The 10,792-nt window shown below is 71.0% G+C and carries 11 protein-coding genes; 2 read left to right on the forward strand and 9 right to left on the reverse strand.

Going from position 1 to position 10,792, the window contains the following annotated elements; genetic code table 11:
• Positions 1–17: 17 nt before the first annotated feature.
• The 7 genes from QQM39_RS01795 to QQM39_RS01825 form a co-directional block, all read right to left on the reverse strand.
• Positions 18–1,268, reverse strand: coding sequence for a cytochrome P450 (locus tag QQM39_RS01795; RefSeq protein WP_301994796.1), 1,251 nt, complete (start codon positions 1,266–1,268; stop codon positions 18–20).
• Entirely contained in the window at positions 1,265–1,870 is a 606-nt protein-coding gene (locus QQM39_RS01800) for an ATP/GTP-binding protein (RefSeq protein ID WP_301994797.1), read from the reverse strand. The genes QQM39_RS01795 and QQM39_RS01800 overlap by 4 nt, the downstream gene beginning before the upstream one ends.
• A complete protein-coding gene (locus QQM39_RS01805; RefSeq protein ID WP_301994798.1) occupies positions 1,851–2,222 on the reverse strand; it encodes a DUF742 domain-containing protein in 372 nt (123 codons plus the stop codon). Before QQM39_RS01805 ends, QQM39_RS01800 begins: the two co-directional genes overlap by 20 nt.
• Positions 2,219–2,629, reverse strand: a complete 411-nt coding sequence (locus QQM39_RS01810) for a roadblock/LC7 domain-containing protein (RefSeq protein WP_301994799.1) — start codon at positions 2,627–2,629, stop codon at positions 2,219–2,221. The genes QQM39_RS01805 and QQM39_RS01810 overlap by 4 nt, the downstream gene beginning before the upstream one ends.
• Before the next feature lie 5 nt (positions 2,630–2,634).
• A complete protein-coding gene (locus tag QQM39_RS01815; protein ID WP_301994800.1) occupies positions 2,635–4,362 on the reverse strand; it encodes an ATP-binding protein in 1,728 nt (575 codons plus the stop codon).
• Between the two features lie 261 nt (positions 4,363–4,623).
• Positions 4,624–5,475: a hypothetical protein gene (locus QQM39_RS01820; RefSeq protein WP_301994801.1), complete on the reverse strand. Its 852-nt coding sequence runs from the start codon at positions 5,473–5,475 to the stop codon at positions 4,624–4,626.
• Between the two features lie 65 nt (positions 5,476–5,540).
• Positions 5,541–6,515 carry a GlxA family transcriptional regulator gene (locus QQM39_RS01825; protein WP_301994802.1) on the reverse strand — a complete coding sequence of 325 codons (975 nt, stop codon included), beginning with the start codon at positions 6,513–6,515 and terminating at the stop codon, positions 5,541–5,543.
• 71 nt (positions 6,516–6,586) lie between these two features.
• Between QQM39_RS01825 and QQM39_RS01830 the strand changes: the two genes are divergently transcribed.
• Positions 6,587–7,537, forward strand: a complete 951-nt coding sequence (locus QQM39_RS01830; protein WP_301994803.1) for an NADP-dependent oxidoreductase — start codon at positions 6,587–6,589, stop codon at positions 7,535–7,537.
• A 1-nt stretch (position 7,538) separates the two neighbouring features.
• Here QQM39_RS01830 and QQM39_RS01835 read toward each other — a convergent pair whose 3' ends face one another.
• Together QQM39_RS01835 and QQM39_RS01840 are read right to left on the reverse strand one after the other, a co-directional pair.
• Positions 7,539–8,645 carry an NAD(P)-dependent alcohol dehydrogenase gene (locus QQM39_RS01835; RefSeq protein ID WP_301994804.1) on the reverse strand — a complete coding sequence of 369 codons (1,107 nt, stop codon included), beginning with the start codon at positions 8,643–8,645 and terminating at the stop codon, positions 7,539–7,541.
• Between the two features lie 25 nt (positions 8,646–8,670).
• Entirely contained in the window at positions 8,671–10,122 is a 1,452-nt protein-coding gene (locus QQM39_RS01840) for an aldehyde dehydrogenase (protein WP_301994805.1), read from the reverse strand.
• Between the two features lie 103 nt (positions 10,123–10,225).
• Here QQM39_RS01840 and QQM39_RS01845 point away from each other — a divergent pair, with 103 nt between their 5' ends.
• Positions 10,226–10,663 carry a MarR family winged helix-turn-helix transcriptional regulator gene (locus QQM39_RS01845; protein WP_301994806.1) on the forward strand — a complete coding sequence of 146 codons (438 nt, stop codon included), beginning with the start codon at positions 10,226–10,228 and terminating at the stop codon, positions 10,661–10,663.
• Positions 10,664–10,792: the final 129 nt, after the last annotated feature.

The following is a 10,792-nucleotide window of genomic DNA, read 5'->3' on the forward strand; positions in this document are numbered from 1 at the left end:
TGCGCCTGTTCGTGCGCCTATACGGGGAACTCGACCGGGAGGCTGTCCAGCCGGGACTCCCAGGTGGAGGCGGTGGAGCTGAGCTCCTCCGCCGGTACGGCCAGGCGCAGGCCCGGCAGCCGGTGCAGCAGGACGTCCACCGCGATCTCGATGATGGACATGCCGATGCTCTGCCCGGGGCACTCGTGCGGACCGGCGCTGAAGGCCAGGTGCGAGCCGTTGCCCTGGACGGACACCCCGGGGTCCGGCCGGACGTCGGGGTCGACGTTGCCGGCCGCGAGGCCGAGGAGGAGCAGGTCGCCCTCCTCGATGTGGTGGCCGCCCAGCTCCAGGTCGGCGGTGGCGAAACGCCCCGGCAGGACCACGAGCGGCGGGGTGTTCCACATGACCTCCTCCACCACCGCGGAGATGTTCAGCTCACCGCTGATGAGGCCGGACAGCCGGGAGGCGTCGCTGAGGATCTTCTCCAGGACGCGGGCCAGCAGGTTGCTGGTCGTGGTGTGCGCGGCGATCAGCACCAGGCGCAGATGGCTGATCACCTCGGCCTCGTCGAGACCGGCGTGGTGCTCCAGCAGGGCGGTGGCGAAGTCGGAGCCCGGTTCGGTGCGCTTGCGCTCGGCGAGCTCTCCGAGGATCTCCATGATGCGGTCGTTGTGCACGATCGCGTCCTCGCCGCCCTTGAGGACATGGGCGCTGGATTCGACCAGTTGACGGCCCTCGCCTTGCGGCAGCCCGAGGATGCGGGTGAGGACCAGCATCGGCAGGTACTCGGCGTAGTCCGCCACCAGGTCGGCTTGTCCGGCGTCGGCGAAGGCGTCGATCTGCTTGTTGGCGAAGTGCGTCGCATGCCGCCGGACCCCTCGGCCGGCCGCGGCGTGCAGCCCGTCGGTGACCGCGCCGCGCAGCCTGCGGTGCGGCTCGCCGTCCTGGGACACACAGTCGGGACGCCAGCCGATCATGGGGATCAGGGGGTGGGTGTCCTCGATCCGGCCCTCCCGCCAGTCCCGCCAGTTGCGCGCGTCCCGGGTGAACTGGCGGGGGTTGTCGAGGACCCGCCGGATGTCGCGGTAGCCCAGGACCAGCCAGGCCGGGACGTCACCTTCCAGCAGCACCGGAGCCACGGCGCCGTGCTCCTTGCGCAGCCGCTCGTAGATGGCGAGCGGGTCGGTCGCCGCATCGGGCCCGAACAGCCGGGTGAGCTCGGCCGAACCGTGGGCCACGGGGCAGCCGCGCGGTGCGTCGGGATCGTTTGAGGGCTGGGCGTTCATCGGGACTCCAGAGCGACGGCAGAGCGTTCCTTCAAGTGACGTATGAGCGCGACGAGTACGTCACGGCTGGAGGTCCGCTCGCGGGCGTCGCAGGCCACGACGGGGATGTGCGGGGAGATGTCGAGGGCGTCCCGGATCTCCTCCACCGGATAGTGCTTGGAGTCCGGGAAGACGTTCAGGGCGACGACGAACGGGACGTTCTGTCGCTCCATCTCCTCGATCGCCCGGAAGCTGGAGGCGAGCCGGCGCGTGTCCACCAGGACGACCGCGCCGAGCGCGCCCTTGAACAGGCCGTTCCACAGGAACCAGAAGCGCTCCTGGCCGGGCGTGCCGAACAGGTACAGCATCAGGCTGTCGTTGAGGCTGATCTTGCCGAAGTCCAGGCTGACGGTGGTCTGCGTCTTGTCCGCGACGCCGATGAGGTGGTCGACGTCGGCGCTGGCCTGGGTGAGGGTCTCCTCGGTGGTGAGCGGCTTGATGTCGCTGACCGAGCGGACCATGGTGGTCTTCCCGGTGCCGAATCCGCCGGCGATCATCACCTTCACCGAGCGGATGCCCCCGGCGTTCGGCCCGCCGGGTTGGTCAAAGCCTTTCAAGTCCACTGAGTACCTCCTCAAGGAGCGCGAGGTCGGGCCCGCGGCCGGCACCATGCGCCGGGATGGGGTCACGGGCTTCGACGTGGCCTGCCTCCAGCAGATCCGTCAACAGCACCGCGAGAATGTTGAAGGGCAATCCGAGGTGGGCGCCGAGTTCGGCCACCGACAGCGGATCGCGGCAGCGCCGGAGGATCTCCTCGTGCTCGTACTGCAGCCCCGGTACGGGAGTGGTGCGGGAGACGATGAGGGTCGCCACGTCGAGGCTCGATGCCGAACCGCCCGGTCCGCTACGCCCTTTGGTGAGGACGTAGTAGCGCTCGAGACCGGACGGGTTCGTGGACCGGCGGGGAGCACTCATCCAGAGTGCTCCTCCAGGCGCGGAGTGGTGCCGAGCAGTTCGCCCATCCTGCGCGCCAGGTCCCTCATCTGGTGGCCGAGCAGGCCCTGGTCGAGGCCTTCCCGGGCAAGGACGCCGAGATAGGTCTCCACACCGGCCCGTACGACGAAGAGGTGGCCGCCGTCGACCTCGATCATCGCCAGCCTGAGCTGTCCCGCGTACCTGGGGAACTGCTCGGCGACCGGCTGGGCCAGCGCCTGCAGTCCGGCCACCACGGCCGCGAAGCGGTCCACGTCGTCGGGGTCCTCGGCGCCGTAGGAGGTGATGGCCTTGCCGTCGCTGGAAGCCACGAGGGCGAAGTTGATCTCCTGGATGCTCTCCACCAGGTCACGGAGCGCCCAGCTCACGTCGGTTCCCTGTTGCGTCATGGGGACTAGTCGCTCTCTTCAGTGCTGTGCTGCTCGGTGGACTCGCGGCCGGCGGCCGGCGCGCCTTGCTCACCGGGCTCGCGGCCCGCGGTGGCGAAGGCGGCCAGGCCGGCGAAGGACGCGTCGGGCGGGACGGCGGCGACGGTGGTCGTCTCCGCGGTCCGCTCCGGGTGCTCGGCCGGCTCGTGGCGTGCCGCCTCGTGCCGTTTGCCGCGGCGCCGGGGCAGGCCGCCGGGCGTGGTGTCCACGGCGTCGGCCGTGTCGGCCGGAGCCACTTCGGTGGCGCCCGGCTCGCGGGCCGGGGTGGGCGCGCCGGCCTGTGCCGTCGGGGCGGACGCCGCCGGGGTGGCGGAGGCGGCCGCGGGCAGCGGGCTGAAGTACTTGTGCGGAACCACGACCACCACCGAGGTGCCGAGCCACGGCGAGTCCGCGAAGGTGACGCGGATGCCGTACCGGCGAGCGAGGATGCCGACGACGCGCAGGCCGATGTTCGCGTCCTCCGAGATGCCGCCGAGGCCCGCGCCGGGCGCGGTGCCGTCGAGGGCGTGCTCGGCCTCGCGCTTCTTCTCCTCGCTCAGGCCCTTGCCGGAGTCCTGGATCTCGATGCCGACGCCGTTCGGGACCTCCTTGCCGGAGACGACCACCGGCTCGGTGGGCGGCGAGTAGCGGGCCGCGTTGTCCAGGAGGTGGGCGAAGATCAGCGTGAGGTGGTCCACCAGGCCGCCGTCTACGCCGAGTTCGGGCAGATGGCGTACGTCGATGCGGTGGAAGTCCTTGATCCGGCCGATGCCGCCGCGAACCACGCTGAGCAGGCGCTGCGGCTCCTGCCACTGCCGACCGGGACGGTCGGAGCCGCCGAGGACGCTGATGCTGGCGGCGAGACAGTCGGCGGGGCCGATCGCCTGGTCGAGCTCCATCAGGCCCCGGGCGACGGCCGGCAGCCGGCCGTGCTCGCCCTGCAGTTCGTGCAGACGACCGCGGAGCTTGCTGGTCAGGACGTGGATGCGGTTGCCGACGCTGATCACGGCCTGCTCGGCGGAGGTCGAGCGGTTGAACTCCTCCTCGACGCCGATCAGTGCGGTGCGCAGGACCTTGCGCAGGTTCGCCTGCAGTTCGGCGCTGACCTTCGCACACTGGTTGACGGTCGGCAGGACGTCGTCGATGGCGTCGCCCGCGCGCAGCTGCCGCAGTGCCTCGGGCAGCTGCTCGTCGGCGAGCCGGGCGACCGCGGCCAGCTGGTGGGCCAGCTGCTCCTGCCAGACCTCGGCCTGGTCGGCGAGCTGGGCCTCGTAGGACTGGGCCTGGGCGGCGATCCGCTCCTCGTAGGAGCCGCTCGCCTCGGCCAGCCGCTCCTCGTACGCCCGCGCCTGCTCGGCCAGTTGGGCCTCGTAGGCGCCCGACTGGTCACCGAGCCGGCTCTCCAGGGCGGCGCGATCGGCGCTGAACTTGCGCTCCAGGCCCGCCACATGCTGCTGCCACTGCTGCGAGTGCTCGGCCTGCGAGGTGCGGAATTCGACCTCGGCCCGGCTCAGCTGGGCCCGGGTGCGCAACAGGAGGCGTACGCACGCGGCGCCGGCCGCGGTCGCCGCGATGCCCGCGACGCCGACGGTTATTCGCTCCGAGCTCATGAACGTGGCGGCAACCGTCCCACCTCCCAAAGCCAGCGGCATCAGCCACCAGCTGTACCAGGCGACAGGGGGCCGCGCCGCCGGCGGCGGAGTGGCGAGTTCCATCTGCATCCTTCGAGGCGACGATCGATCAAGGGGGGGTGTGCAAGGCGATCGCACTCATGAGTCCGCACCGCGAGATGATCGATCGCGACCGAGTCAACTCGCAGCGCCGAACGGGAGCTTATCGGGTTTGAACGCAAAAGGATCAACCTGACAGCTTGGCGGAAGTGAGGATTCCACCACTCTCCGCCCAAGGGTACAAACATCGACAAATAACTTTACCGACCTGCACAGTTGGAGAAACGACGCCTGGGTTCGCGGGGTTCACTTGCAGCCCGCGCCGTCCTTCACCCGGGGCCAGGCCTCGACACCGTCGGGGGTGCGGACGTACGCCGTCGACATGTCGTCGGTCAGCCACAACCGCCGGTCGCCGAGCCGGTATCCGGTGTCGTGCGCGTCGCCGGGCATGGGTACGTCGCCGTCGTAGGCGGCGTTCAGCATGCCGGGGTCGAGTACACCGTCGGGATCGCGGGCGTACAGCTTGCGGTCCCGGTACGTGCCGAGTTCGAGGAAGTGCGCCTTCTGCCAGTCGCAGTGGGCCGACCCGGCGGAGCTGCTGATCTCGGTGATCGGCACGCGGCGGCTGTCCCCGTCGCTCCAGATCTCGTACTCCTGGGTGGCCGTGAAGCTCTCCGGGAGTTCGGCGGGGTCGCAGGAGGCGCTGGTCTCCGGGCCCCAACCGGGGCGTTCCTTGCGGTCCTCGGCGACGACGACCGCTACCTTCGTCCGCCCGTCGACGTCGTAGGAGAACAGGACCCGGCCGTTCTCCTCCCGCTCCACGCGGTAGCCGGACCGCGGCACATCGGGCTGCTCGATGTCGAAGTACGCCGTCAGGCCCTCCTCGGGCGTGGATCCGCCGTCCCCCTCGCTCCACGTTTCACTGCCGCCGCCGGAGTAGACCTCCCCGTCGCACTCCAGCGCCCGGCCCGCGGCGCCCGACTCGATGCGTGTCGCCCGCGGGCCGTCCTCGTCGAGGTTCCGGACGGGGACGTAGAGCGGTCCGTCGTACGGCTTGGCCGGCGGTGTGCCCTCGACGACCGCGCTCTCCTCCTCGGCACCGCATCCCACGGCCGCCGTCGCCACCAGCACCGCCACCGCCACGAGCCCTCTGCGCATTCCTGCCCCCCTGTGCCCTTGCTGTCTTGATCCTTCGACGCGGCGGTGGACGGGAACGTTCGTGTCTACCTGGCGGCAGCCGCCTGGAACGTGCGCCGGTACGCCTGCGGCGACACCCCGATCGCGGCATGCAGGTGCTGGCGCAGGGAGGCTCCCGTGGCGAAGCCGACCTGGCCGGCGATCTGGTCCACCGGCAGGTCGCTGGATTCCAGCAGATGCCGGGCGCGGGCGACGCGCTGCTGGATCAGCCAGCGGCCGGGGCTGAGGCCGACCTCGTCGTTGAAGCGGCGGGCGAAGGTGCGCAGGCTCATCCGGGCGTGGGCGGCGAGGTCGGCCAGGGTGAGGGGTTCGTCGAGGCGCTCCAGGGCCCAGCCGCGGGTGGCGGCGGTGCTCGCCGCTCCGCTCTCCGGGACCGGCTGCTCGATGTACTGGGCCTGGCCGCCGTCCCGGAAAGGGGGCACGACGCAGCGCCGGGCCACCGCGTTGGCGAGCTCATGGCCGTGGTCGGTACGGACGATGTGCAGGCAGACGTCGACGCCGGAGGCGGCGCCGGCCGAGGTGAGGATGCGGCCGTCGTGCACGAAGAGGACGTCCGGGTCCAGGTCGACGTGCGGGTACCGACGCCGGAACGGTTCGGTCACCTGCCAGTGCGTGGTGGCCCTGCGGCCGTCGAGGAGGCCCGCCGCGGCGAGGACGAAGGCGGCGGTGCAGATCGACACGATGCGGGCGTCCGGGCGGATCAGCGCGAGCGCGTCGGCGAGTTCGGCAGGCAACTCCACGGGGATGTATGGGGCCGCCATGGACGCGACCACCACGGTGTCGGCCGTGGCGAGGATCTCCGGGCCGTGCTGCACGCCGATCGTGAAGTCCGCGTTGCTGCGCACCGGTCGGCCGTCGATACTGCAGGTCAGCACCTCGTACCGGCCGTCGGCCGCGCCGAAGATCCGGCTCGGAATGCCCAGCTCGAAGGGGTAGACGCCGTCCAGGGCCAGCACCACGACCCGTTCCACATGCCGTTCACCGCTTCGCACTCCACTCATGGCACGATCCTATCGAAGCTTGGCAATCGTGCCATTTCCCTGTGCGGCGGTCCCCGGCAGGCTGTTTCCCCATGAGCACTGTGAACACGATGCGAGCCATCAGCCAGGACGTCCTCGGCGGTCCCGAGGTCCTGAAGGAAGTGGAAATCGAGCGCCCGGCGCCGCGCCCGAACGAGGTGCTGGTCCGCGTCCGCGCCGCCGGCGTCAACCCGACCGACTGGAAGCACCGCGCGACCGGCGGCTTCCTGGGCGAGCCGCCCTTCGTCCTGGGCTGGGACGTCTCCGGCGTGGTCGAGGCGGTCGGCATCGGCGTCGCCCGGTTCCAGCCCGGCGACGAGGTCTTCGGCATGCTGTCCTACCCGTTCGGCCACGGCTCGCACGCCGAGTACGTCACCGCGCCGGCGCGCGCCTTCGCGCACAAGCCGGCCTCGATCGACCACACGCAGGCGGGCGCGCTGCCGCTGGTCTCCCTCACCGCCTGGCAGGCCCTGGTCGAGTACGCCGACCTCCGGCCCGGGCAGCGGGTCCTGATCCACGCGGCCGCGGGCGGGGTCGGGCACGTGGCCGTGCAGATCGCCAAGGCGCGGGGCGCGTATGTGATCGGCACGGCGAGCGCGGGCAAGCACGCGTTCCTGCGGAGCCTCGGCGCGGACGAGCTGATCGACTACCGGGAGACGGACTTCGCCGAAGCCGTGAAGGACGTGGACGTCGTACTGGACACCCTGGGCGGTGAGACGTCCGTGCGCTCGCTGAAGGTGCTGCGCCCGGGCGGCCTGGTCGTCTCGATCCTGCCGCTCGGGTCGGACGAGTTCTACGAGGAGGCCGAGCGGCTCGGCGTTCGGGGCGTGCGGATGCTCGTGGACGCCGACCGCGCCGACATGCGGGCGATCGTGGACCTCGTCGAGAAGGGCGAGTTGCGCGCCGAGATCGCCGGTACGTTCCCGCTGGCCGATGCCGCCGAGGCGCATGCGCTGGGCGACACCGGCCGGACGACGGGCAAGCTGGTACTGCTCGTCAACTGAGTCAGAACGTCAGCACGGGCTTGATCGCCTTCCCCGCCCCCATGTCCCCCACCGCCTGGTCGATCTCCGCGAACGGATAGGTGCTGATCAGGCGGTGCAGCGGGAGCCGCCCCTCCTTCACCAGGCGGACCAGGGCGGGGATGAAGGTCTGCGTCTCGGCGTCGCCGAGGGTGAGGCCGACCACCTGCTTGCCGCCGAGCAGCCCGTTGACGTCCAGGGCGACCTCGGTGCCGAAGGGCGGGGCGCCGACGACGACCAGGGTGCCGCGGGCGGCGAGCGCGTCGACGCCCTGGCGCAGGACGCCGACGTTGCCCGTGGTCTCCACGACGCCGTCGGCGCCCTGCCCGCCGGTGATCCCGGCGAGCGCCTCGGCGAGGTCGGCCTCGGCGGCGTTGACGGTGTGGGTGGCGCCCAGCTCCTTTGCCAGCGCCAGGCGTTCGGCGACGCGGTCGACGGCGACGATGTTGGTGGCGGGGGTGAGGGCGGCGGCCATGACGGCGGACAGGCCGACGGCTCCGGCGCCGAGGACGACGACCGTGCTGCCGGTGACCGGCTTCAGCACGTTCCAGACGGCGCCGACTCCGGTCTGCACGCCGCAGCCCAGCGGGGCGATCGAGGCGAGCGGCACCTCCGGGTCGACCTTCACCAGGCTGGCCTCGTCCACCAGCGCCCGCTCGGCGAAGGAGGACTGCCCGAAGAAGTGACCGCCGAGCGCCTCGCCACCCCGGCTGATCGTGCTGCTGCCGTCGGCCCGGCGTCCGCCGATCAGGTTCAGCGGCAGCCAGGTCGCGCAGTAGGCGGGGTGGCCGCCCCGGCAGTTTCGGCAGTCACCACAGGAGGTGAAGGACAGCACGACGTGGTCACCCGGCGCGACGCCGGTCACGGACGGGCCGACGGCCTCGACGACGCCCGCGCCTTCGTGGCCGAGGACGCCGGGGAGGGGGAAGGGCAGTCCGCCGCTCGCCACGCCGAGGTCCGTGTGACACAGGCCGGTCGCCACCATGCGGACGACGGCCTCGTGCGGTCCGGGCTCGTCGAGTTCGACGTCGGAGAGGGTGAAGGGTGCTCCGCCGGACTCGACGACGGCGGCACGGGTGGGGATGGACATCTGGCGAATCTCCTTGGCGGTGGGCTCAGTCGAGCGAGACGACGACGGACTTGGTGGTGGTGTAGGCGTCGAGCGCCTCGGGCCCGTACTCGCGGCCGAAGCCGGAGTCCTTGACGCCGCCGAAGGGGACCGCGGGGTCGAGCATCGCCCAGTCGTTGACCCAGACGATGCCTGCCTGGAGCCGGTCGGCGACGCGGTGGGCGCGGGCCAGGTTGCCGGTCTGGACGCCGGAGGCCAGCCCGTACGGCGTGGAGTTGGCGAGCTCGATGGCCTCGTCCTCGGAGTCGAAGGGCTGGACGGTGAGGACCGGGCCGAAGATCTCCTCCTGGATGACGCGGGAGTCGTTCGGCAGGTCGGCGATCACGGTGGGCTTGTAGTAGTAGCCGCCGTCGAGGTCGAGCCGTTCACCGCCGCAGACGATACGGCCGCCCTCCTTGCGGGCCAGCTCGACGTACTCCTCGACCTTGCGCAGATGCCGCTCCCCCGCCATCGGGCCGACGACGGTCTCGGGCTTGCGCGGGTCGCCGAGCGGTACGCCCGGCACGGCGTCGGCGAGGATGCCGAGCAGGGTGCTGTAGACGGGGCGCGCCACCAGCAGCCGCGGTCCGCCCATGCAGAACTGGCCGGTGTTGAAGACGAACCCCTTGATGATCGCGCCGACGGCCTTCTCCAGGTCGGCGTCCTCGAAGACGACGTGGGCCGCGTTGCCGCCGAGCTCCATGGTGACGGGCTTGAGCGCCTCACCGGCGATGCCCGCGACCTTCCGGCCCACCCCGGTCGAGCCGGTGAAGGCGACCTTGTCCACCCCGGAGTGCCGCAGCAGTGCCTCGCCGGCCGCCGGGCCGCCGGTGACGACGTTGACCACGCCGTCGGGGACACCGGCCCGCTTGAAGAGCTCGGCCATGTACAGGGCGCTGAGCGGAGTCTCCTCGGCCGGCTTGTGCACCACCGTGTCGCCGGCCGCGAGCGCCGGGGCGATCTTCGAGCCGGCCAGGATCAGCGGGAAGTTGTACGGGGTGATCGCCGCGACCACGCCGAGCGGCCGGCGCCGGACGTAGGCGAGGGCGTTCATGGGCGTGTCCCGGACGGAGCCGTCCAGGGCGTGGGCGAGGGCGGCGAAGTACTCGTAGTCGTTGGCCGCGTTGGTGACGTCGACGGCGTGGGCGAGCGTGATCGGCTTGCCGACGTCGCGGCTCTCCAGCTCGGCGATGGTGTCCGCGTTCTCCCGGATCAGCTCGGCGATGCGGTGCAGCACCCTGCCGCGCTCGCGGCCGCTCAGCCCGGACCAGACGCCGTCGTCGAAGGCGTCCCGCGCGGCGCGTACGGCCGCGTCCACGTCGGCGGCGCCGGCGTCCGCGACGGTCGTGACGACCGCACCGCGGGACGGGTCGACCACCTCGGTGCGCGCTCCGTCGGCGGCCTCACGCCACTGGCCCCCGATGAACAACCGACCGGGTTCGATCTCGAAGGTGGTCATCACCACTCCTCAGCCTCATCGCCAAGATTTCAACCAACAGGATTCCTGTTTGTCCGCAGTCTCAGTACGGACAGGTTTCCTGTCAATGCTCTAGGCTGAACTCATGCTCGACACCCAGGCAACCAAGGCACCTCCGTCGCTTCTCTACATGGTGAAGCAGGTGGAGCTCGTCGTGCGCTCCCATCTGGACGAGCTGGTCAAGCCGTCCGGGATCACCGCGCTGCAGTACACGGCGCTCACCGTGCTGCAGCGGCACGACGGACTGTCGGCCGCGCAACTGGCACGCGACTCGTTCGTCACGGCGCAGTCGATCGCCGATCTGGTACGGAGCCTGGAGAGCCGTGGGCTGGTCCGCCGGGAGCGCAACCCGCGCAATCGCCGGGAGCTGCTGATCCTGCTCACCGCCGCGGGGCGTGAGCTGCTCGCAGGGCACGAGGATGCCGTGCGGGAGCTGGAGGAGCGGATGATGCGGGACCTCACGGCCCATCAGACCGAGCAGTTCCGCCAGGCGCTCACGAAGGCCTGGCACGCGCTGTCGTAGCCGCGTCCCGGACATCTCACGAAACCTCTGTCGCAAATCGAAGACATATGTCAATCGAACATGCTCAGATTCGCTCGATCGAGGGTAACTTGCCGTGCAGGGACTGGATTTGAGCAGCCCGCCGCGAGT

The sequence above is a fragment of the Streptomyces sp. DT2A-34 genome (assembly GCF_030499515.1).
Classification (GTDB): domain Bacteria; phylum Actinomycetota; class Actinomycetes; order Streptomycetales; family Streptomycetaceae; genus Streptomyces.

Excerpts from the sequence above, each read along its gene's own strand:
- QQM39_RS01830 (WP_301994803.1), top strand. The coding sequence starts at position 6,587 with ATGAGCACTGTGAACACGATGCGAGCCATCAGCCAGGACGTCCTCGGC.
- QQM39_RS01845 (WP_301994806.1), top strand. The coding sequence starts at position 10,226 with ATGCTCGACACCCAGGCAACCAAGGCACCTCCGTCGCTTCTCTACATG.
- QQM39_RS01815 (WP_301994800.1), bottom strand. The coding sequence starts at position 4,362 with ATGGAACTCGCCACTCCGCCGCCGGCGGCGCGGCCCCCTGTCGCCTGG.
- QQM39_RS01795 (WP_301994796.1), bottom strand. The coding sequence starts at position 1,268 with ATGAACGCCCAGCCCTCAAACGATCCCGACGCACCGCGCGGCTGCCCC.
- QQM39_RS01805 (WP_301994798.1), bottom strand. The coding sequence starts at position 2,222 with ATGAGTGCTCCCCGCCGGTCCACGAACCCGTCCGGTCTCGAGCGCTAC.
- QQM39_RS01840 (WP_301994805.1), bottom strand. The coding sequence starts at position 10,122 with ATGACCACCTTCGAGATCGAACCCGGTCGGTTGTTCATCGGGGGCCAG.
- QQM39_RS01810 (WP_301994799.1), bottom strand. The coding sequence starts at position 2,629 with ATGACGCAACAGGGAACCGACGTGAGCTGGGCGCTCCGTGACCTGGTG.
- QQM39_RS01820 (WP_301994801.1), bottom strand. The coding sequence starts at position 5,475 with ATGCGCAGAGGGCTCGTGGCGGTGGCGGTGCTGGTGGCGACGGCGGCC.
- QQM39_RS01825 (WP_301994802.1), bottom strand. The coding sequence starts at position 6,515 with ATGAGTGGAGTGCGAAGCGGTGAACGGCATGTGGAACGGGTCGTGGTG.
- QQM39_RS01835 (WP_301994804.1), bottom strand. The coding sequence starts at position 8,645 with ATGTCCATCCCCACCCGTGCCGCCGTCGTCGAGTCCGGCGGAGCACCC.